Origin of the sequence: Grimontia sedimenti, from assembly GCF_011045095.1 — a bacterium.
Taxonomy (GTDB): Bacteria; Pseudomonadota; Gammaproteobacteria; order Enterobacterales; family Vibrionaceae; genus Enterovibrio; species Enterovibrio sedimenti.
In genome coordinates, this window is the sequence record NZ_JAALDL010000003.1 from 183,477 (window position 1) to 203,961 (window position 20,485).

30 protein-coding genes and 1 pseudogene are annotated in these 20,485 nt (G+C 43.9%); 24 read left to right on the forward strand and 7 right to left on the reverse strand.

Annotated features, from left to right (window positions below):
- The first annotated feature begins 186 nt into the window (after nucleotides 1–186).
- The 13 genes from G5S52_RS06245 to G5S52_RS06310 all read left to right on the forward strand — a co-directional run bounded on the left by G5S52_RS06245 (nucleotide 187) and on the right by G5S52_RS06310 (nucleotide 6,852).
- Nucleotides 187–762: a nucleotidyltransferase domain-containing protein gene (locus G5S52_RS06245; RefSeq protein ID WP_165012274.1), complete on the forward strand. Its 576-nt coding sequence runs from the start codon at nucleotides 187–189 to the stop codon at nucleotides 760–762.
- A 97-nt stretch (nucleotides 763–859) separates the two neighbouring features.
- Nucleotides 860–1,150: a hypothetical protein gene (locus G5S52_RS06250; RefSeq protein WP_165012275.1), complete on the forward strand. Its 291-nt coding sequence runs from the start codon at nucleotides 860–862 to the stop codon at nucleotides 1,148–1,150.
- A gap of 173 nt (nucleotides 1,151–1,323) precedes the next feature.
- The gene (locus G5S52_RS06255) at nucleotides 1,324–1,695 is read left to right on the forward strand and encodes a nuclear transport factor 2 family protein (RefSeq protein ID WP_165012276.1); all 372 of its coding nucleotides are present in this window, start codon (nucleotides 1,324–1,326) and stop codon (nucleotides 1,693–1,695) included.
- A 157-nt stretch (nucleotides 1,696–1,852) separates the two neighbouring features.
- Entirely contained in the window at nucleotides 1,853–2,236 is a 384-nt protein-coding gene (locus tag G5S52_RS06260; RefSeq protein ID WP_165012277.1) for a RidA family protein, read from the forward strand.
- Nucleotides 2,237–2,414: 178 nt separating this feature from the next.
- Nucleotides 2,415–2,693, forward strand: coding sequence for a hypothetical protein (locus tag G5S52_RS06265; protein WP_165012278.1), 279 nt, complete (start codon nucleotides 2,415–2,417; stop codon nucleotides 2,691–2,693).
- Between the two features lie 126 nt (nucleotides 2,694–2,819).
- Nucleotides 2,820–3,413, forward strand: a complete 594-nt coding sequence (locus G5S52_RS06270; protein WP_235956115.1) for a TrmH family RNA methyltransferase — start codon at nucleotides 2,820–2,822, stop codon at nucleotides 3,411–3,413.
- Nucleotides 3,414–3,578: 165 nt separating this feature from the next.
- The gene (locus G5S52_RS06275; protein WP_165012279.1) at nucleotides 3,579–3,782 is read left to right on the forward strand and encodes a hypothetical protein; all 204 of its coding nucleotides are present in this window, start codon (nucleotides 3,579–3,581) and stop codon (nucleotides 3,780–3,782) included.
- Entirely contained in the window at nucleotides 3,779–4,168 is a 390-nt protein-coding gene (locus G5S52_RS06280; RefSeq protein WP_165012280.1) for a hypothetical protein, read from the forward strand. Before G5S52_RS06275 ends, G5S52_RS06280 begins: the two co-directional genes overlap by 4 nt.
- Before the next feature lie 84 nt (nucleotides 4,169–4,252).
- Nucleotides 4,253–4,573, forward strand: a complete 321-nt coding sequence (locus tag G5S52_RS06285; RefSeq protein WP_165012281.1) for a hypothetical protein — start codon at nucleotides 4,253–4,255, stop codon at nucleotides 4,571–4,573.
- Nucleotides 4,546–5,244, forward strand: a complete 699-nt coding sequence (locus G5S52_RS23840) for a hypothetical protein (protein ID WP_038193009.1) — start codon at nucleotides 4,546–4,548, stop codon at nucleotides 5,242–5,244. The genes G5S52_RS06285 and G5S52_RS23840 overlap by 28 nt, the downstream gene beginning before the upstream one ends.
- A gap of 504 nt (nucleotides 5,245–5,748) precedes the next feature.
- Nucleotides 5,749–6,195, forward strand: coding sequence for an SMI1/KNR4 family protein (locus G5S52_RS06300; protein ID WP_165012282.1), 447 nt, complete (start codon nucleotides 5,749–5,751; stop codon nucleotides 6,193–6,195).
- Between the two features lie 126 nt (nucleotides 6,196–6,321).
- Nucleotides 6,322–6,510: a hypothetical protein gene (locus G5S52_RS06305; protein WP_165012283.1), complete on the forward strand. Its 189-nt coding sequence runs from the start codon at nucleotides 6,322–6,324 to the stop codon at nucleotides 6,508–6,510.
- Between the two features lie 27 nt (nucleotides 6,511–6,537).
- Complete coding sequence (locus G5S52_RS06310) at nucleotides 6,538–6,852, forward strand: hypothetical protein (RefSeq protein ID WP_205743793.1); 315 nt, start codon at nucleotides 6,538–6,540, stop codon at nucleotides 6,850–6,852.
- A 147-nt stretch (nucleotides 6,853–6,999) separates the two neighbouring features.
- Here the strand turns inward: G5S52_RS06310 and G5S52_RS06315 are convergent, their stop codons facing one another.
- The 5 genes and pseudogenes from G5S52_RS06315 to G5S52_RS06335 form a co-directional block, all read right to left on the reverse strand.
- The gene (locus tag G5S52_RS06315; protein WP_165012285.1) at nucleotides 7,000–7,497 is read right to left on the reverse strand and encodes a GNAT family N-acetyltransferase; all 498 of its coding nucleotides are present in this window, start codon (nucleotides 7,495–7,497) and stop codon (nucleotides 7,000–7,002) included.
- Entirely contained in the window at nucleotides 7,494–7,766 is a 273-nt protein-coding gene (locus G5S52_RS06320; protein WP_165012286.1) for a type II toxin-antitoxin system TacA family antitoxin, read from the reverse strand. The genes G5S52_RS06315 and G5S52_RS06320 overlap by 4 nt, the downstream gene beginning before the upstream one ends.
- Before the next feature lie 338 nt (nucleotides 7,767–8,104).
- A pseudogene (locus tag G5S52_RS24300) lies at nucleotides 8,105–8,278 on the reverse strand (IS4 family transposase); the annotation flags it as partial.
- 167 nt (nucleotides 8,279–8,445) lie between these two features.
- A complete protein-coding gene (locus G5S52_RS06330; protein ID WP_165012287.1) occupies nucleotides 8,446–8,724 on the reverse strand; it encodes a type II toxin-antitoxin system RelE/ParE family toxin in 279 nt (92 codons plus the stop codon).
- Nucleotides 8,721–9,005 carry a type II toxin-antitoxin system RelB/DinJ family antitoxin gene (locus tag G5S52_RS06335; RefSeq protein ID WP_165012288.1) on the reverse strand — a complete coding sequence of 95 codons (285 nt, stop codon included), beginning with the start codon at nucleotides 9,003–9,005 and terminating at the stop codon, nucleotides 8,721–8,723. The genes G5S52_RS06330 and G5S52_RS06335 overlap by 4 nt, the downstream gene beginning before the upstream one ends.
- A 569-nt stretch (nucleotides 9,006–9,574) precedes the next feature.
- Between G5S52_RS06335 and G5S52_RS06340 the strand changes: the two genes are divergently transcribed.
- The 11 genes from G5S52_RS06340 (at nucleotide 9,575) to G5S52_RS06390 (ending at nucleotide 18,013) form a co-directional block, all read left to right on the forward strand.
- Nucleotides 9,575–10,204: a histidine phosphatase family protein gene (locus tag G5S52_RS06340; protein ID WP_165012289.1), complete on the forward strand. Its 630-nt coding sequence runs from the start codon at nucleotides 9,575–9,577 to the stop codon at nucleotides 10,202–10,204.
- 96 nt (nucleotides 10,205–10,300) lie between these two features.
- Complete coding sequence (locus G5S52_RS06345; RefSeq protein ID WP_165012290.1) at nucleotides 10,301–11,176, forward strand: helix-turn-helix domain-containing protein; 876 nt, start codon at nucleotides 10,301–10,303, stop codon at nucleotides 11,174–11,176.
- A 97-nt stretch (nucleotides 11,177–11,273) separates the two neighbouring features.
- Nucleotides 11,274–11,564: a putative quinol monooxygenase gene (locus tag G5S52_RS06350; protein WP_165012291.1), complete on the forward strand. Its 291-nt coding sequence runs from the start codon at nucleotides 11,274–11,276 to the stop codon at nucleotides 11,562–11,564.
- A gap of 163 nt (nucleotides 11,565–11,727) precedes the next feature.
- Nucleotides 11,728–12,420, forward strand: a complete 693-nt coding sequence (locus G5S52_RS06355; RefSeq protein WP_368737456.1) for a TSUP family transporter — start codon at nucleotides 11,728–11,730, stop codon at nucleotides 12,418–12,420.
- 220 nt (nucleotides 12,421–12,640) lie between these two features.
- Nucleotides 12,641–13,045: a hypothetical protein gene (locus tag G5S52_RS06360; RefSeq protein WP_165012293.1), complete on the forward strand. Its 405-nt coding sequence runs from the start codon at nucleotides 12,641–12,643 to the stop codon at nucleotides 13,043–13,045.
- 50 nt (nucleotides 13,046–13,095) lie between these two features.
- Complete coding sequence (locus G5S52_RS06365) at nucleotides 13,096–13,512, forward strand: GNAT family N-acetyltransferase (RefSeq protein WP_165012294.1); 417 nt, start codon at nucleotides 13,096–13,098, stop codon at nucleotides 13,510–13,512.
- 158 nt (nucleotides 13,513–13,670) lie between these two features.
- Complete coding sequence (locus G5S52_RS23850; RefSeq protein WP_165012295.1) at nucleotides 13,671–14,363, forward strand: ribosome small subunit-dependent GTPase A; 693 nt, start codon at nucleotides 13,671–13,673, stop codon at nucleotides 14,361–14,363.
- 101 nt (nucleotides 14,364–14,464) lie between these two features.
- Nucleotides 14,465–14,917, forward strand: a complete 453-nt coding sequence (locus G5S52_RS06375) for a GNAT family N-acetyltransferase (protein ID WP_165012296.1) — start codon at nucleotides 14,465–14,467, stop codon at nucleotides 14,915–14,917.
- Between the two features lie 140 nt (nucleotides 14,918–15,057).
- On the forward strand, nucleotides 15,058–15,411 hold the full coding sequence (locus tag G5S52_RS06380) for a hypothetical protein (RefSeq protein ID WP_165012297.1): 354 nt from the start codon (nucleotides 15,058–15,060) through the stop codon (nucleotides 15,409–15,411).
- A 53-nt stretch (nucleotides 15,412–15,464) separates the two neighbouring features.
- A complete protein-coding gene (locus tag G5S52_RS06385; protein WP_235956116.1) occupies nucleotides 15,465–15,752 on the forward strand; it encodes a TfoX/Sxy family DNA transformation protein in 288 nt (95 codons plus the stop codon).
- Nucleotides 15,753–15,991: 239 nt separating this feature from the next.
- A complete protein-coding gene (locus tag G5S52_RS06390) occupies nucleotides 15,992–18,013 on the forward strand; it encodes an alkyl/aryl-sulfatase (protein ID WP_165012298.1) in 2,022 nt (673 codons plus the stop codon).
- A 66-nt stretch (nucleotides 18,014–18,079) separates the two neighbouring features.
- Here G5S52_RS06390 and G5S52_RS06395 read toward each other — a convergent pair whose 3' ends face one another.
- Both G5S52_RS06395 and pyrC read right to left on the reverse strand, forming a co-directional pair.
- A complete protein-coding gene (locus G5S52_RS06395; RefSeq protein WP_165012299.1) occupies nucleotides 18,080–19,018 on the reverse strand; it encodes a 2OG-Fe(II) oxygenase family protein in 939 nt (312 codons plus the stop codon).
- A 282-nt stretch (nucleotides 19,019–19,300) separates the two neighbouring features.
- Nucleotides 19,301–20,329, reverse strand: a complete 1,029-nt coding sequence (gene pyrC / locus G5S52_RS06400; protein WP_165012300.1) for a dihydroorotase — start codon at nucleotides 20,327–20,329, stop codon at nucleotides 19,301–19,303.
- Between the last annotated feature and the right edge of the window lie 156 nt (nucleotides 20,330–20,485).

The following is a 20,485-nucleotide window of genomic DNA, read 5'->3' on the forward strand; positions in this document are numbered from 1 at the left end:
AGCTGGTTTTTAGTACGGGACGCCCGTTTTATCCCATTCAAGTTGCAACAATAAAACTTAACTCACTGATTTTAAGTGACTATATGGTAAACTGGCACAAGTGTACGCGGACTAATCGGGCGTCCCGGGTTTGTACTAAACGGGCAAGTTGCCCGCTAATAAGCTGTTATACAAAAGGAGATTGTATTGAGTTTGGGTGATTTGAATCTTGACCATTTGCCTATTCAAAAGAAACTTGTTGAATCAGTGTACTCTGCATTTTTTCCGGAGCGAGATGTGGTCGCAGCTGTCCTACTAGGCTCTTTGGCTTCGGGTGCTGGGGATCGGGTTTCTGATGCTGATATCCTTATTTTCACGAAAAATGAATTGCACAAGTCTGCTTCTCTCATCTTTTCTCGTTTTGAATCGGGTAAGGATATTTTTTTCAGCTTCGGTGATTTTCATGACACCAATGAAAATGGGTATTTCAAGAAGTACATATTTAACGATATGTCTAGTGCAGAAATACACTGCTTAGATGTCTCAGAGGATTTTGGCATTTCCCGCCCATTTAAAATATTGTTCGATAAATCTGGCATTGTGGCGGGGAGGCTTACTGACGAACCACCACCTAGACATGAGGATTTCCCAGCTTATTATCGAGGAGACGCTGGTCTGATCTGGGAATTGTTTGATTGCATTAAGTGGCTTAGTCGAAACGACACAGAATTAGCTAAAAATCACATCAAGAAACTGTCTGCTGCGATGGAAGCTATTGTATAACAAAGCCATCAAACATCGCGCCCTCCGGAGGCTGGACTCGAAAAACACACTCGCCGTTTATGGCTGGGGTTATGTTTTCTTTGATTAGGAGTAATAAATGGATTTTGGTATCGCAGCTCTAACTCTCATAGCCGCAGCAGCATTTTACTACTTCGTCTTGTACTCGAAGCCACAGGACGGTGATTGGCAAAAATTGCCAACACTTTCTGAATACTTGTCAACTCACCCTGAGTGCAGAACAGATGATCCTGAGAATGCAAAATGTTCCAGTTGTGGTTCTGATAAGGTTATCTTTCAGCCTTTGACCACTCATGAAGACCCTCGTTACAAACACATTTGTTTATCCTGCAAAAAGACTCTATTCAAAAGCAAAGCTATCATGTCGTAGTGTCTTTAAATTGCACCGGTAAGTTGGTCAACATAACAAGGCTATAAACGGGACGCTTTGTCAATGCGGCAGCTTTTCAAAGTGTCGTGAATACAAGGGATTAAGCAGTTTTGGGCGGTTTGGTAAGCGCCCGTTATTGCGACGTTATATGCCTTGTCAGTTCAGGAGAGCAAGTGGATATTTTAGTTGAACAAGAAACCGAGCTTCATCGGTATGAAGTTCGTCAAAGTCGAGCTGATGTTGAGCGATTGATCCATCCTAGTTTTTCTGAAGTCGGTAAGTCAGGAGTCAGTTTTGACTTCGCTTCAATCGTTAAAATGATGAGCTCAGAGGAGCCTACAGGCTGCAGAGTTCATTCGCAGAATTATGTATGTGTTCAACTAGCACCTTCGGTTCAGCTTCTTAAATATGAGTCTGCTTCAGTCGCTCCGACAGGTGAAATCCGCGACTACGCTAAGCGTTGTTCAATTTGGGCTTTTACGGGTACTTGCTGGCAGTTGAAGTATCATCAAGGAACACCGTGTCCAGCTTTTGAACTGATATAAAAAGGGGCTTGGTGAATTGCGGCCTATAACAAGGCAATCAACGCGGGACGCTTTGTCAATGCGGCAGCTTTTCAAAGTGTTGTGAATACAAGGGATTAAGCAGTTCTGGGTGGTTTGGTAAGCGCCCGTTATTGCGACGTTATAGCTAAGAGGTAATATGAAGAAGTCCATTGTCCCTGAACAATTCAAACACTACTTCGACGATTGGCACTTTTCACCTGTAATTGAAGCAGATGGAACGGTTTATCTATCCGGCGTTACTGCTGCTAGAAAAGATAAACCAATCAGCATTGATCCCCAAGAGCAGTTCCACGATGCGTTTTATAAACTAGGTGTATACCTCAATGCCGCAGGGCTAACTTACGATGACATTCTTGAAATGACCACATTCCACATTGACTTAAAGGCGCATATTGAGGTGTTTTCAAAAGTTAAAGATGAGTATGTGAAAGCTCCTTATCCAGCGTGGTCTGCTATAGGAGTATCTGAATTCATTCCAGAAAATGCCTTGGTAGAAATGCGCATTGTGGCAAAAAGATAATTTCGCCATAACAAGAGCATTAACGGGACGTTTACTCGTGGCGCATTTTATCAAAAGCGGTGATTTATCCGTTTCAATCAATTTGGGTGAGTAAGCGCCCGTTATGCTAACGTTATGTTTTACGAAAGGAGTCGTAATTATGCTACCAAAGTGTGTGAACTGCTCAAGTAGATTATCATTGAGCTGGTTTCTTTGTTCATTTAATTGGACAAAGAACAGATGTGTGGATTGTGGGGTGCTGCATGAGTTTACAGGGAGGCGTAAGCTTGTAACTGGTTTGACTGTTTTTTTAGCAATCATTGGAATGCAATTGCTGGGTGCATTTGTACATGCATCCTTAGCACTATTTTTAGCAGGCTGTGTGTTTGCTTTTTCTATAATTGCGATATTTCCTGGCCAGCATCAATTAGATAGCAAAGACAAGCTCAATATAGCCAAAAACATAACAAGCGAATGAACGAGGGACGTTTACTCGTGGCGCATTTTTTCATGGAAACGTTGTGATTAAGGCGTTTCAATCAGTTTAGTTTAGTAAACGCCCGTTATTCGGACGTTATGTGCTTTATGAAACTAGAGAGATCGAATGATGAAGGACAATTCCAGCGATAAGAGCGCTCTTCGTAAGCGAGCGAATGAGATTAAGGATTTTACCTGCAAGAACCTTATTGTCGTTCTGGAAAACCCTAAAACACTTAAAAACATCGGTTCTGTTGTCAGAAATGTAAATGCCTTAGGTGCAGAAAAAGTTTACATCGTAGACGAAAGCGGGGCTTTACCCGATGATTGGCAATATATGCGTCACTGGAATCCGCTTGTTAAGCCATCTGCCTCTGCAGTTAAATGGAGTTTCGTTAAAAGGTTTATCTCAACCCAATCCTGTATTGAGCACCTAGAAAGCAACAAATTTGAATCAATCGCTACTTCGCCCCACGTGAAAGGAAAAGTAAACGTCGAACTCAGTAAGGGTGACTATACCCAAAAGCGGCTGGCTGTATGGTTTGGTAATGAGTCAAAAGGGCTAAGTGAGCAGGTCATCGAGTCAAGCAGTCTCTGCGTTAGCATCCCAATGTTTGGCATCATTGAAAGCCTTAACCTTGGAACTTCTAGCGGCATTGTGCTTTATGAAATTACAAAGCAGAGAAGAGAATTCCAAGACCGCAAGTACGGTCGAATTTAGCACCGCACCTAACAAGCAAATAAACGTGGACGTTTACTCGTTGCGCATTTTTTCAAAGAAATACTATGATTTAGGCGTTTCAAACAGTTTGTGCTAGTAAACGCCCGTTATTCGAACGTTAGCCACAATTAAAGTTTAGCAATTAACACTTAAGGAGAATAAGTAATGATGACTTCTACAAAAGTTTCCATAGGCTCAGCAATAGCTTGGTTTCTATTAAATATAATAGCCTCAGGTTCTGCTCCAACCGGTCTTGGTGATCCAGACTTCAAAGAAAAAGTTAGCACTGCCGCATCACTTCAAGGATTGGGTAATATATTTTTAATAATTGCAATTATTGCCATCATTATTACTGGCTATAAAAAATGATGAGCAAGCAAGTTGAACACCATGAGACAAATATTAATGCAGGCGATAATTCAATCGTAGCAACTCACTCCGCTAATGTGGCAACCGGAAACGCCACTATCGATAACAGTACCAATTTAAATATTAATGGCAGCATTGATGGATTAAGTAATGATAAATTGGCCGCAATACAAGAACTGATTACGTTCGTTAAAAGTGGAGAACTAAATACAGAAGATGAATCTGTAGCGAAATTTATTGTCGAGGACATTGAGCAGCAGTTTTCAGAAGAATCACCAAATGCAGAAAAAATACTCAGCTTTTCAAATAAGTTGGTATCGTTAATAGAAAGCGCAAAACCAATTGCAGCAAATGTAGTGAAGGCTATTGAGCTGCTAAAAGGCTAACAAGGCAAATCAACGCGGACGCAATACTCGCTGGCGCTCGCATTGCTCCGGTTATTTGCGGCGTTATAACCTTATGAGTATAAAATGAAAGAATTGGAACACATAGCAATTAACATAAGGTCACAGGAATATATTGCGGGTAGCCAAGAATATTCGATGACTTTGGACATTACTAACATTTCTGGACAGCCGATCTTGGATTTGCAAGTTTTTAATATGTTGTCTGCAGGTCGAGTATTGTCAGTTGGTGATGATTTAGACGCAACTAATTTGACTGAATTGGAAGATAAGAAAAGACGACTGATTAGAGAATTGGAAAAAGCGGTTGAAAGTGCTTACGCTAGAAAACGCCGTAAAAAATGTCTTTCGTCGAGTCTATGGCAGTGTTTTTCGTTGAGAGCGTAGATATTTATGCATCGATTTTTTCAAAAAGAAAATCGCAACCTACAACACCTTATTGGGCGGAAGAAGCATTAAGAATTGATGAATGGGAGGACGTTGAACGGCTAGAGAAAGAGGTTATAAGCTTTGAATCAACAGATTCGTTTTTACCTAAAGCCTATGCAATAAATAAAGATAAATTGCAAAGGGTTATTGAGCGTCTTGAAAAAGCACAAAATGGAACCTTTTCGAAAGGTGTTTCACTCCCAGTGGGGAGTACAATTTCTTTCCCCTTTTCTTTCAGAGCTCCGCATTTGTTAAAGCAAAAGAGAATGGATGTATCATTTAAGGCTTCTTATAAGATGGCTGATGATGTAGTGCATACTCGCTCCAGTACTTCAAGGATTCTAATACTTCCGTCTGCCTTTGCTGTTCCAACTGGGGGAATGATTGGAGCTTTAGTTGGGTATGTTATTAAAAGTACGCTAGTTTCTGGTACAGATCTACCTACCATCAATTGGGAAGTACTTTTAGGTAGTATAGCTTTGGGGTTAGTCGTTAGCTTGCTTGTATCAAGAAAGCCTGAAACAACAAAAGCAATTACGGTTGAGGATTTTGTCGGTGGGCTAATCATTGGTGTTTTGTCGGGTTTATATTCCGAGGTTATTTTGACTAAGTTACAGGCACTGTTGTAGACGGTTATAACAAACTGTTCAAGAGTGATTCGCAACGCATGGCATTTTTACTATGCGTTGGGTTTAGTGTTTAAGACGGTATGCGGGAGCTTCGGTATTGCGTTGCTCACACCTTAACAGGGCGTTAGCAGCCTCGAGGTGAAAATTGCTAGCCTCACACAATTAACTTTTAAGGATAATTGAAATAATATGAAGTTTTTGTTCCATTCTTATTCGCCTATTTAGGCTCTAAATTGGTATTTGGCTTTTTTGACTTTAAATATGCAATTTTTAGTGAACCATTTGACGTAGTTAAATTGCTAATTGATATCGGTGTGTTTGGTATTCTATTCTTTGCTGGTACTACATTGTTTAATAAGTTTTATGTAGCGAAATCAAATAACGGCAGCTAACAAGGCCGTTAAACCGTGGACACAAAACTGTAGGCTTGTGCTCCTTCGTCGCCAATTTTAGCCTGCTATTTTGTGCCGTTTACGGCAAGCGTTAAATTGATATGGAAGCATCGTGATCATTCAGAATAGCCACGATCCAATAACTTCTGACGACCTTAAAATCGTTGAGAGGAAAATTGGCTTTGAATTACCGACCGAATATAAGTCATTTTTGTTAGTGAATAATGGTGGTCGCCCAATCCTAGATGGAGTACGCCATAATGATGAGCACTTTGACTTTGTTGGTTACTTCTATGCTGTTTTAGATGAATCGAAGCATGATGACTTAGTGAGACAAGTTACAGAGCATGTAGGGATGATTCCACAAGAGTACTTGCCTTTCGCTGCTAGCCCTGGCGGAGATGCATTCTGTATTTCATTGAAAGAACATGAATATGGATACATCTATTATTGGGATCATGAAGAGGCGAACTATGACGGGGAGCCTTGGGAATACAACATGACCCTACTAGCCAAGTCACTAAATGAATTTTTGAGTAACTTGTGTGTTGGCGAATAATCAATTTAACAAGGCCAAGCATAGGGGATAGCGCTAGCTGTCATAAAATTTGGAACAAATTTTCCGCCAGCTAGCACTACCCATGTTGGCGGCGTTATACAACATCAGCCACACAGTGGAGATTTTATGAAAACCTTCAGAAACAAAAGTGAACATGCAGGTGACATCATCTTAGATATTGATGGTGTTAAAGTTGGATTCAATGTTGCTGCTGGTGCGGAGTTTACAATTGAAGTTCCGAGCCCCAACACTAAAGTGATCATATCCTCTCCTTCAAGCAAAACTAACGCAGAGCTGGTTATTGAAGCTGTTTAAATTTTAACTCGTTGGCCAAACACAGGGATGAAAATGGAAATTACAGTTAAGAAAATCTCGAAAAGGTCTCTTTTCAAAATTCTCTTTATCGGTTTTAGCCTGAGCCTGTTTGTGTTCTTTTTCATGTGTGGCATCGCATCTTTTTTTGGCGCGGAGACTGTAAAGTGGGAAGAAACACCAGTGACGGGCATATCAGGTCTGCTAACAGCCTTGGCAATGTGGCCAGTGTTTAGTTTTTCCCTAGCATTATTTATTTGGTGCATCGTTGCTTTTGGTTTGTGGATGTACTCTCTAGCCAAGCCGCTAAATCTGGTTTTTAAAGAGAAGGTAGAATCCAATTAACCATTTGTATAACAAGGTTATGAACGGGACGCTTTGTCAATGCGGCAGCTTTTCAAAGTGGCCTGAATACAAAAGATTAAAGCAGTTTTGGGTGGTTTGATAAGCGCCCGTTATTGCAACGTTAGCTTGCTGAAGACTAGCGATCAACTAGCCTAAGCTTGCTCTAACATCAGCAATGGTGATGAAGAGTTTATTTTCAGCGTCTTCAAATGCTTGAAAACCATAGCGTTTATAGAAGTTTTTCGCACCGTCTTTGGCATCAACGATAACAACTGGAAATGCAACGCTATCACTTGCAGCTAATAGCTTTCTGAGTGCGTCAATAAGCAGCCACTCACCAAAGCCTTTCCCTTTGTATCGGTCATCGACAGCAAGGCGGGCAATCAGACCACCAGAGGTGGATGATTGGTATTTTTTTTGTAACTTATCGGGTAATGCCTTTAAGTCTATTTGTGTCATTGTTAGCGTGTAAAAGCCGATGACATGTGAGTTGTCGTTATCATCTTCTAAAACAAATGTTCTCGTGTTGTCTTTTTTTGCTTGCTGACTCGCCATTACTTTTAAGTAATTATTGAGAGCTTGGATACCACAGTTGAATCGGTTTCTATCGTGTTTAGCTTTATCTAGAAGTACCGTATTCATCATTGAGCTTTGCTCTCGTATCGATCAGCAGCAGCTTTAAGTTTTGAGTTCTGTGTAGCAGGGCGGTCTAAAGCTTCCATCAGCAACATAGCATCAGCTTGGCTCAGGTTTAAAGCCTGTTCACGTTCGATGACTTGTTTGGCTTTTTCGATTGCAGCGCTTAGAACAAACGAGTTGATGCTAGACATGCCGGCGATCGCGGCAGCGTTAGTCAGTAAGTCTTGTGTATCGACATCAACTCTCGCGGTGATGCGAGGCAAAGTAGTAGCCATAATTATATCTCCTGTTGTGTCAAAGTGTCACATGGGTATTATGGTCTTAAAGTGTGCAATAAGCAATCTATGTGTCACTTTGGCACGCAAGCTAACAAACAATTTAAGAGTGATTCAGCACGCTTGGCATTTTTGGTTTCAGTTAAGTTTAGTGTTTACGGTGGTCAAATTAGGTGTCGCGGTCGCGTGCTTCACACCTTGACTGGGCGCTGAAGGATCCCCTCATAATTTCCCGAGTCCAGAATAATGAGTCAGTTGTTGATACTCGAGCATAGCCCATCGATATTGCTGTTCACTGATGGTGTACGTTTGCCGCTTTCTTACTTCGCGCCAGATCAATCAATAAGAACGACAGGACAAGGGTTAGCGCCAGTAATAAGTCGGACATTCCATTTATAGATGTCATCTTTTTCACGGTGTAGCTGTACATTGCCGAGAAGCCTATCGACCCGTTTTATAGCGTGTTTAGGCGTAGTCGTGGTGTTAAGAGAGCGGCCAAGTTTGGTAAGAGTCTCTTGTAGGATTTGAATATCGCGCATCGGTAAATCCTTTTTATTGGAATATGTTTTTGGCTAAATTCATTAGATCAAAGGGTACGGCGCGCGTCCTTCTTATTGTTTAGAAAAGGAATTTTGAGGGGGTTCGCTAGAATTGGGCGTTAGTTCCCCAGACGAAGCAATCAATCCATAGGGAATTTTTGTTTTTGATGGAGTACACGCATAACTCGGATGGTATCGCCCTCGACCCAGTAAGAGACAATCATCGAAGTCTCAGGAATAATGAGTAATCGTCCGCGGATGCCGTTGCGTTGTACACCCATTAAAGGTTGTTCAAGCAAGTTTTCTACTTTTGCTTCAATGAGGTTGTCAGTTTTTTCTGCCGCATCAGGGTTGAAGTCATAGAGAAACTCGAAGATCTTTTCGCGATCATTAAGTGACTCTTCTTCCCATAAAATCATTGCTTACCTCGATTACGGATTCTGGCTTTGCGTTCTTCCATTCGAGATTTAGCAGTTTGGTGCTCAACGAAAACGGATTCTCCTGAGTCAAGCTTCTCAAATGCTAGGTTTACTTGTTCAGTTAGCCATGCATCGTGAGATAATGTTTTTCTCTGTTGATCAGCGAGTTGCTCAGTAAGTTCACGGCATGCGTCACTCAGAGTGCGACCTTGGCTCTCAGCCATTTGTTGAGCTAGGCGTTTTGTTTCTTCATCAACACGAAATTGAATCCTAGTGTCCATGATTTATTCCTATATGGGTGTGTACAAATGTTAGCACTAGGCTTTGAGACGGGCAACTAACACATATGAGCCCCTCGCCGGTCAATAGGCAATAGCATTTTTTGGCTGCGCTAGCAGCCAATGCTCGCGAATAACAAAGTCGTCTACTTCGTTTTGTCACTTCTGCCATTAAGTCGTTACTTACGGCAAAAACATATAGAAGATCTCTCACTGCGGTCTCACCGCTGCCTGCCAGTCGTGTGACAGGGCCATTAGACACTATTCGGCTAGCCTAAGCTGGCGCTATTCAAAAAGAGGGTTAATCAATTGTTTTCCCGTTATCTTGACGTTCAAATCGATATAGAGGTTACGATTAATCGCAGATTCATTAAAGCGGCTACGGACTTCATCTTTGGCATAGGCTCAATGAGTAACAAGCGCTTCTGTTGAATTCGCAGCGCTCGGCACTTTTAGCGTGAAATTGGGATTACGTTTTACGATGATCAATGTTGGTTCGGTGAGGTGTCACTCGCCACTTGATCGGTTGTTCGCTTCTAGTTATCCGGCGTTGTAAGTCAGGAATAATTTACGTGACAGAGATTCATATTTTTAGACATGGTGAAACCGAATGGAACATTGAAGGCCGTATGCAGGGCTTCAAAGATTCGCCGCTTACGGAACTTGGAAAGGCTCAAGCTGTAGCTGCCCGTAAAAAGATAGAGCACGTAAACTTTGATGCTGTCTTTTGCTCAACAAGTTCGAGGGCTTCTGATACAGCAAAGATCTTAGTCAATGACGTAGATATCCCAATATATGAGACCGATGAGCTAAGAGAGATCAATATGGGCTCTTGGGAAGGCATGAAGCATAGTGATGCTAAAGAACAATTTGCAACGGACTATTATGATTTTTGGAATCGACCTGGTTGCTATCGGATGAACGGTGCAGAGTCATTTCACGACTTAAAAGTTCGGTCTACCGCCTGTATTAAGAGAATTTCTCAGGAATATGTAGGTAAAAGGGTATTGGTCGTGTCACACGCGGCATTGATTAAAACACTGCTTACGAGCTTACAGTCGAGGCCCTTGGATGAGTTATGGGAAGGGCCATTCGCTACCAACTTATCGCATAGCATAGTTATCGGTGGTGTTGGTTCGGAGTTAGTCGTTAAGCAGTTCTGTGACGAAATCTGCAATGAAAAAGAATCGTTGAATGATTAAACGGGTAAGAAAGTTAACAAGCCATTCAAAGGGGTCAAAAGCATTTCTAGAAAGACCAGATGTTACTTATTACCCCGATAAACCTGAAAAACGAAAATGAAAACAATTTTTGAGCATACGCAATCAAACGTGCTGGTGATACCACAAGCTCTTTATGCCATGAAAGATGTAACGGTGATTTGTCATCATCGAAACTCAGTCATTTTTTATAAGAGCCTTGATCGCGACTTGGTAGACATTGAATTCTACACCAATACACCTTGCTTCATATTTGTTGAAAGCGGTCGTGAGGTCATCACAAACTACAACAACGATATGGTCGAGTTGAGTGCGGGATCTGCTATATTTCTCCCTCAAGGGGTAAATCTTCAATCTGACTTTGTTAAAGAAACAGAAGCACTTAAAGCGTATCTTGTGTTTTTTGATGATGATGTTATCAATGACTACTTACGCAAAATTAAAAGCCCTTTAGCTGGCCATGAGCGTAAGGAAACCTTTTATCTATTGGAAGGTAACCACGACTTTTCAAGCTTTTTCCAATCAATTCAATCTGATATAAACACTCCTTCCTATTTGAACGTTAAACTCCAGGAGCTGCTCCACCTTATTGCATGGAGAGGTAGTCAGCACATTTTTAACTCATTGCTGGCCACAAAGAAAAGAGTCCCTCCTAAACGAAACCTCACGCGCATGTTAGAAACGCTTGATGTACTTCATTTGACTGTTGGTGACTTGGCGCATCTTTCCGGAAGAAGCCTTTCAAGCTTCAATCGTGATTTTAAAGAAAACTACAAAGTAACACCCAAAAAATGGCTTCAAGAGAAAAGATTATCTAAGGCTAAAGAGCTTCTGGTAGGTAAAGAGCTGTCCGTTACAGAAGTCGCTATGACGATGGGTTATGAAAACGTGTCGGCTTTTATTAAGGCGTTCAAACACAAGTATGGTGTAACGCCAAAACAAATAAAGCCATAAGAAAGATTGAAAATCGTTATTTTTGGCAGTTTGCAGGTAGTTTGCCTTTGAGTGCCTGGTTAGTCTGCACTTAGATTTCATCCCAAAGGAGCGAAAAATGAGTGTTAGAGTCACGCTAAACTGCCAAGTAAAACCAGATCAGTTTCAAACCTTACTGCCATTTCTGGAAGACAACTTACCCAATGTCAGGGGGTTTAAAGGAAATATGCAGGTTAAAGTACTATTTGACGAAAAGAATAGCGAAATGTTCTTGGATGAAGAGTGGTTGACGGTGGAAAGCCATCAGGCGTATTTGAACTTCATTGAACAGAATGGAATATTAGAAGAGTTAGGCTCTTTTCTCCGTGCGCCACCAACCATTAAGTATTTTGATAAAGTCGAAATTTAGCTATTAGAACAAACACGAAATTAGCTTTAACAAAGTGCTGTGCTTCAGTGAATGCCTTGCTGCGTTCCCCGTTTTCTGGCGGGCGCAGCGCTATCGCCTATAAACTCTTCACCTATGATGATGTCATTGCGCAGGAGGCTCAAGTATCGAAATCCTATTAGGAATACTCGCTTTAGCGACTTCAATGGTTGCAGCGGTAGTGGGTTTCGGCGGTGGTATGCTGTTGATTTCCTTTCTCCCCTCATTCTTGGCGCCCAGTCTTGTTATCCCCATCCATGGGCTCGTGCAGTTGGCGAGCAATTCTTCCAGAATGCTGTTTTCACTGAACAAGGTTAGGTGGGAACTGCTACCGGGCTTCCTCGTCGGTTCTGTTCTTGGTGCGGTCGTGATTGGTTATGGCTTGTCGCATATCTCCATGGAATATGTGCCTTTGGCAATTGGGCTTTATATCTTGCTTAACCTTTGGAGTAAGCACTTTTCATCTGCAATTAGTAAATATGAGAGTTTTTATCTTATCGGGTTTCTCCAAACCGGTTTAGGGCTTGTCGTTGGTGCTACGGGGCCGCTTGGACTCAGTGTCCTAACCAAAATATTAGCCAGCAAAGATGAAATCATTGCGACAAGCTCGCTGTTTATGACCATCAGCCACTTTGCAAAGATACCCGTGTATCTTGTTATCACCACATCACTACTTTCTGAACTTTCTGTGATTGGTTTTATGGTGGCGGGTGCGGTGATTGGTTCTTATTTGGGTACAAAGCTCCGCCTCAAGGCAAAAAACGAGCTTGTGGTAAAAGTGATTAAGGTTCTACTGTCGCTGCTGGCGGTACAGATGATTGTTGGTGTGGCCTTGTAACGGCTGTCCCTGTTGAATGCCAAATCGATACACCCAGCACCTAACCCAATGAAATCTATTGCTCAATAATGTGTCGGAGAACACGCATCTTTCCCTATCCGCACGTTGGCTAGATTTGTTATCGTAAACGCCAGTTAGCGGGTGGAAATAGAACCAGAACGACACTTAATTTAATTACCACTGCGCATCGGATTCTGAGAATGAGTTAAGGAGAACTAGGATGAACATTATCGCTGTTTTTCAGGGTAAAGCGGCTTCATTACTGGCTGAGAGTGAACAAAGTGCAAGTGAGAAACTCATTGAGCTCGCGACGTTTTTCTACAAGATTGATAACCGCGTGGCATTGGCTGAGCAAAAGTACGTGGACGAGCTTCTGCAAACCATTGAGTGGAAATCGACTGTCAGTGTGGAATCATTCCAACGTAACTGCATTGGTAAGATTAACAGCGTGCTCGACGGTTCAGATGAGGAAGCTTCAGCCTACCTGTCGCAACTGATGCAAGAGCTCTCTGAGCTGGGCGCTGCAGAAAAAGCGAAAACGTTGGCCAAAGAAATTTCTGATGCCGATGGCGAAATCGCTGATGATGAAGTGCGGTATCTCGACCTGATAAAAAGCTTCAAGTAATTCCAATAACCCGCTGCCGAAATCAGCGGGTTTTTTGTGAGGTTGAAACCATGATTCGAGCTGCTTCGGAATCGGATGCTGATGGCATTCGCGAGGTATCAAAACACTTAGGCTACGCTGAGCTTTCTCCCGAACAATCCTTCCTGAACCTTGTGGCAATTCTCTCTTCGCCTAATGACCATATTTATGTTACCGAACGCAATGGCTCTATTATTGGGTGGCTGCACCTTTTCTATGCCAAAAGATTGGCATCGGAGGGCTTCCATGAAATCGGTGGTTTGGTGGTATCGCCAAAGTATCGCGGGCAGGGTATAGGTCGTGCGCTTGTCGAATATGCTTTGGATAACAATGACGGTGAAATCCGTGTCCGCTGCAATGCGCAAAGAGTGGAGTCCCATAAGTTCTATGAAGCGATTGGGTTTCGTTGCAGTAAAGCTCAACACGTCTTTCAAATCCGAGCACAATAAAGCGTTATGAAGTGTCTCGCGTGTCTTCTGCGGGGCCATAGCATTTAAAACTTGATAAGGGCGCAATATCTGTCAGGTAGGAATCACCGTCATCAATTAAATTTGCGTGTTTATAGTTTCACCTTTAGATAGGCAAACACACCAGCCACGGAGGACACATGCCCCTTAACGAACTCATTGAATGGCAATGGAAAGGCTATTCAAGATTTCATCAGTCGAAGAAAAATCTTCTCATCCACATCATCTTTGTTCCCTGCTTTATCTTAGGCTTTGCATCTTTTGTGTTTTCACTACTTAGTCTTGATTTGATAGCTGCGCTGATGTCAGTGTTCTTGATGGCAGTCTCGTTCGGTTTGCAGGGGTTAGGACACAGCAAAGAGGCAAACCCGGCAGAGCCATTTACAAGCTTTAAAAATGCGATGTCGAGAATTCTGCTTGAGCAACTTTATACCTTTCCTAAATTTGTGGTGACGGGCAGTTGGTACAGGGCGTTTGTCGCATCTACCAGCCGTCAGTTAGTCCAGTTAGAGAGCGGTGCGTTGATTATTGACACTCCTGGGATGCGCGAGCTCGGCAGCATGTCGGTGGATGAGGGGCTAGATGAAACCTTTTCAGAGATATTAGCGCTATCGCTTAACTGCAAATTCAAAAACTGCTCGCATACGAATGAAAAAGGCTGTGCCATTTTGAAAGCCATCGAAACGGGTGAGTTATCTGAACAGCGTTATAAGAACTACCTCAAGATGAAAAGAGAATCCGAATTTAATCAAATGTCTTACTCTGAAAAGAGAACGAAAGACAAGAACTTCGGAAAAATGATTAAGTCGGTCTTAAAAAACAAAAACAGATAGAGCAAGGGACATCGCGTCCCTTTACTTTATGGGTTAAACCTTTGACCGACCGTTGCACATCGTCGATATCAAGACGCTCAGAACTATGAAACGCTCATCCTATGACATTCAAAAGCCAATCTCTGACACCTGCCCATAAAGATTTCATTTCGCTTATCGAGGAACTCAATGTTTCGCTGGGCAATATCACGGGTGATTCCGGCGAAAGCTCGTTTGTTGCCGGTGACTTCGATTTGAGCCGTGATGGTTGTATCTTGGTTTACTTCGGTAACGAGGCTGTCGCCTGCGGTGTGTTTCGGTTTCATTCAGATCAAACCTGCGAGCTAAAACGCATGTATTCGAAAGTTCCGGGTGCCGGTGGTTTTCTACTGAATGAGCTTGAAGACCTCGCCGCGAGTAAAGGTTACGTTGGTGCTGTGCTTTCCACCCGGAGAGTGAACGAAAGGGCAGTAAAGTTTTATCAGCGAAATGGCTTCAAAGAAATCGAGGCTTACGGCAAATATGTGGGTTTAGAGAGATCGATCTGTATGGGAAAGCCATTGGCCAGTGAATGAGTCTTGCACATGACTTTGGTAGGAGTCATTTCAGCCCATTACAATAATGTCTTTTTGTCCAAAGTCGCTTGATGTATGGCTACAAAAAACATTTTAATCACCTAGTATGATTGTTCATCACTCAAAAAGAGACGACGAATATGTCGATAACCTTGTTAACAGACGATGAGATTTTGGCCATAGCCATACCAATGATTGATGCGGTTGTGAAGGCATCCAACGGTAAGGATTGGGATGCTTTTTGTGTTTATCAAACGAAAGAAGAAGCCGAAGATCCGGAAAACAAAGCAGGTGTTATCAAGGCATGGGAGGAATTTGACTTATTCTCTTCCTTAACGCTGGAGCGTCAAATTCTCGGTGTCCTCCGTAACGAGGATATTGCACAGATTGTTTGGAAGCAAACAAGCACCAAGGTGGAAGGCGAGTATCTTGCGCGTTATTTCATCACGGAAATTGATAAAGAAATCAAAGAAGTGGGCTTCGTGATTAACTAAAGGCTTTTTCTGTATAGTCTGTTTGTGTGTCGAATGGAAAAGGAGAAATAGCCTTGCTGGATGCTTATGATAAGCCGCCGAAAAGACTGAGAGATCTGAATGGCTTTGGGCCACGTAGCGAAGAAATATTGGCGGAAGTTGGCATTCATTCTGTTCAAGACTTTATGGCGATCGACCCTTACGCGCTGTACGCCAAGATTAAACCGATCAAAGGAATGGGTCTGAACGCCATCTATTCCATTATTGGCGCACGGGAAAATATCTCCCGGATTGAAATAAAAAATACCCGCAAAGAAGAAATCCTGATGGTGTTGGATGACATGGGGCTTGCGCCAAAGTAACTCTTACCAAAGCCTCTTGGAAAGGCGACCACTCTGCACCGTCTTTGACTCCTACTTAACCACTTCCGTTCTCCTTCTTTCAAACGAACAAGCTTTCAAAACGAACAAGCGTTAATCGGTCAGCCTTGCTTTATATATAACTCATGGAGATGAATTGAATAAATTTTAGTTTATTTATGGTTATGTTTTGGGAGGGTAGATTACACCCATACCCAATACGAAACCCCAAGAGGTTCACTATGAAAACCCGATTCGCTCCTTCAGTTCTGTCTCTCGCTATCGTTGCGTCTTTCGGCGCTTTTGCCAATGACTATGCATCTATCGATACCTATGAAGGCAAGCCAGCCTCAGAACACACCATTAACGCAAATGCCGCTGTAGCGAAAACATTACCCTGGGAAGACACTACGGCGTTCGAGCGCACAACACGTGGTTTGATTGCTGAATTCGGCACGCATGAAGCGGGCGAGTTGAAAAACCGTTTCGAATACATGACTGACATGTCTGTTGATGATCTGCCGCCAACAGTTAATCCATCTATTTGGCGTCAGGGCATGCTGAACTATGCGGCAGGCGGCTTGTATGAAGTCACTGACGGCGTTTACCAAATTCGCGGTGCTGACCTGTCAAATATGACAATCTACCGCTCTGAGAACGGCTATGTCATTCACGATCCTCTGCTTTCACGCGAAGCAGCAGCGGCTTCTTGGGAGTTTGCGAAACAGCATCTGCCTGCTATTAACGGTGAGCACAAAATCACCGGCATGATCTATTCACACATGCATGCTGACCACTTTGGCGGCTCTCGTGGTGTCTTTGAATCTGGCGACTTCGCAGCAGATGCTGAAATTTACGCGCCGAATGACTTCATTAAAGAGCTGGCAGACGAAAACGTGATTGCCGGTACCGCGATGGGACGCCGCGCGAACTACCAATACGGCACCACCTTGGACACCAACACCAAAGGCATCGTCGATAACGCGCTTGGCTTGGGTACCTCCCGTGGCGAAGTAACGCTGGTGGCACCAACAGAAGAGATTGAAGAGCGCGAGAAACTGATCACCATTGATGGTTTGGACTTCCTCGCAATCAATATGCCTGGTGCAGAAGCCCCCGCAGAGATTGTTCTGTATGTACCTGAGTACCGCTCGCTGAATACCGCAGAGCTGACGTATGACGGTATGCACAACATCTACACTTTCCGTGGTGCAAAAGTTCGTGACTCGCTGGTTTGGACTAAGTACCTCACTGAGCTGAAGATGCGTTTTGTCGACAGTGGCTTGGTCGACAATATTCATGCGGCTCACTCAGCGCCAGTGTGGAATGATGCTAACACTGAAGCGAATGAAATCTCAGACTACATGACGCTTCAGCGCGACAACTATGGCTTTATCCATAACCAAGCAATGCGACTGGCAAACCATGGTGTGACCATTCATGACGTAGGCCGTGAAATCGAGAAGATTGTTCCTCAATCTCAGATTGATACCTGGCACACGAATGGCTATCACGGTTCATACAGCCATAACGCTCGAGCGGTTGTGAATCTCTATCTTGGATATCATGACATGAACCCAGTTAACACCAACCCACTGCAGACCACAGAGAAGTCGTGCGTATACGTTGAAGCTGCAGGTGCGGATGCCTTCTATAAGGCGGGTATGAAGCACTTTAATGCGGGTGAATATCAGGAAGCGTCTCAGCTGTTCAATGACCTGGTTCAGTGTGAGCCTAGCAACATCAAATACCGTTTTGCATTAGCAGACAGCTTTGAGCAGCAAGGTTATCAATCTGAAACCATGGCATGGCGTAACAGTTATCTGCAAGGTGCCGTTGAGCTGCGTACCGGTGACATTCAGCCTTCAATTAAACTGGCATCACCAGATGTGATTGCGAATACGCCAACGGGCATGTTCCTCGACTTCATCGCGGTAAGTTTGAATGCTCCGAAAGCAGAAGCAGCAGGCTTAGACTTTAACTTCGGTGTGTACCACCCAGACTTGGGCGAGCGTTACTATGGTGAAGTGTCTAACGCGAACATGGCGAACATCCAAGTTGATGAGCTGCCAAAAGTAGACTTCGAACTCATCATTCATAAAACCGACTTCACCAAAGTGGTATTGGGTGAAACCAGCTTGGAAGATCTGATTAAGTCTGGTCAGGCAGGCGTGAAAGGTGATGCAGAGTTGCTTGCGAAACTGGCTGGTACGCTGGATAGCTTCGACGGCATGTTTGAAATCTTGCCAATGCCTAAGAAGTAGCACTGTAAAGTACTGAAAAATAAAAAGCCCAGCTTTATGCTGGGCTTTCTGTATCCAACATTTCCATTAAAACGGTGCGTAACTATCCGGGATTGACTCCGGCACTGTCCAGCGTGCTTTCGCATCAATTTCTTGGGTCAAACCTCGAACAGGGATTTGCCTGCGGTCGCCATATAGCCACAACACGATGTTGGTGCGTGAGCCGCTGGTGATAGGCTGTGCAGCATGCGGCACACTGCCACGGTGAATCATCGCGATACCCGCTTCAAAGCTGAGTCGACGCACCACACCTGTGGTTGGGTCGTAGTAATCAATCTCTGAGCCAGTAAACGCTTCACCTGGCAGGTTGAGGTTGATATTCATTGTCGCCGCAGAAGCATCAGTGTGCAGGCGCAGTGACGTATCAACACCGGGTTGATACTGAATCGAAAATCCGAAAGTTTGCGAATCATAGCCCATGACTTCTGGAAACAGCAGTCGTGCGACAGGGCGCATGTATTTATCCATCACGGTTTGATAGAACGCCTGAAACTCCGGTGCGGCCAGATAGCCTTCAGAGCGCTTGTCGAGCATTGCGCCGTGTCGGTTTAGCGCGATGCCATAAGGAGGACGCAAAGGAATCTCCGCGTTGGCGACGTTTTCCAAATAACCACGCAGTTCTGCCAAACGTTCAGGGTCGAAAAATTGGCATTGGAAAACACCCGGAGCTACTTCTTCCCACAGCTCTTTCACATCCAACTCTGTTGTTGGGTCTTCCCATGCTTTGTTCACCGCGTCTCGTAGTTTTGCACTCAGTAAAGACTCATCCAAATTGAACGCATTGCCCTGCTCAGTGCGCTCCCATTCTGTCCACGCACTGCTGAGTAACTCTCGGTTGTTATCCCAAAACTGTTGAACAGCAGGTGCTCGCATTAACATTTCTTGTCTTGAAGGCAGCGTGAGATTACGTGCCTGATCCAAAGCGTTGAAGGTTGCTTGTTCATTGATGATGGCTGCATGACTCATCTTTCATTCTCCCAATCTTATTGTTCGTTTTGCCTGAGTAGTGGCGATGGGATAACGTTATTACACGCTTTATTGTTGATAAATGAGCCAAATGAAAAGACAGTTTCAATATTTTCTTAATAATCATTGGCGGTTAAGCTTTTCGGGTTTGGAGCAGACGGGTTGGTTTAGCGGCGAAGCGGGCTTCATCAAAGGGTAGTGGGGCTTTATCAAAAGGCAATAAAAAGCCCGGCAAGTCGCCAGGCTTCTTTTGTTCGCTGATATGTTCTTAGCTGTTTCGAATTACTTTACTTTCCAGCTAACCGTTTCGCCAGCACGGATTGGCACAACAATGTCCGAACCAAATGGCATGGTATCTGGCACTGGCCACTCTTCTTTGGTCAGCGTTACAGTGTCGGTGTTACGTGGCACACCATAGAAGTCTGGGCCGTTTTGACTTGCGAAAGCTTCCAGATTCTCCAGTTTACCTTCTTGTTCGAACACTTCTGCGTAGAGCTCCAGTGCTGCGTGTGCGGTGTAAGAACCCGCACATCCACATGCTGATTCTTTCGCGCCTTTCGCGTGTGGCGCTGAATCTGTACCCAGGAAAAATTTCTTGCTGCCGCTGGTCGCTGCTTCAACAAGCGCTTTCTGGTGCGTGTTGCGCTTCAGAATTGGCAGGCAGTAGAAGTGAGGTTTGATGCCGCCAACCAGCATGTGGTTACGGTTATACATTAGGTGATGAGCGGTAATGGTTGCTGCAACGTTCTCGTTCGCGTTTTTCACGAAGTTTGCCGCATCCGCAGTGGTGATGTGCTCAAGGACGATTTTCAGGTTAGGGAAATCGTTAACGATGGGTGCCAGAACGGTATCAAGAAACTCTTTCTCGCGATCGAAGATGTCCACCTCGTGGTGGGTCACTTCACCATGAACCAACAGCAGCATGCCCACTTCCTGCATGGCTTCAAGAACGTGGTAGATGTTCTTTGCATTGGTCACGCCTGAATCCGAGTTGGTGGTTGCACCGGCAGGGTAAAGCTTCGCAGCAACAACAGCGCCAGAGGCTCTCGCTTTGCGGATTTCGTCTGGTGTGGTGTTGTCGGTTAGGTAGAGCGCCATCAGTGGCTCGAATTGCTCAGAAGGCTTTTGCGCCATGATGCGTTCGCGGTAAGCAAGCGCCATTTCAGTGTTGGTCACAGGAGGAACGGTGTTTGGCATGATGAGCGCGCGACCGTTGTAACGGCTGATGTCGCGGACGGTATCTGTCAGCACTTCGCCATCGCGAAGGTGAACATGCCAGTCGTCAGGGCGAGTAATTGTAAGTGTGGTCATTAAGGCGTCCCTCCATAGCTAAAATATCGGATTGGCGCCTGTCGGCAAGGAATGTGAAATAAAAAGCAAACGCTTGCGCTCAGGCGGCAGGATGATAGTGGAAAAGGGCTTTTATTTCATCTTCTTTCTCGAATTTTACTGTTTCCATGTGTTTTT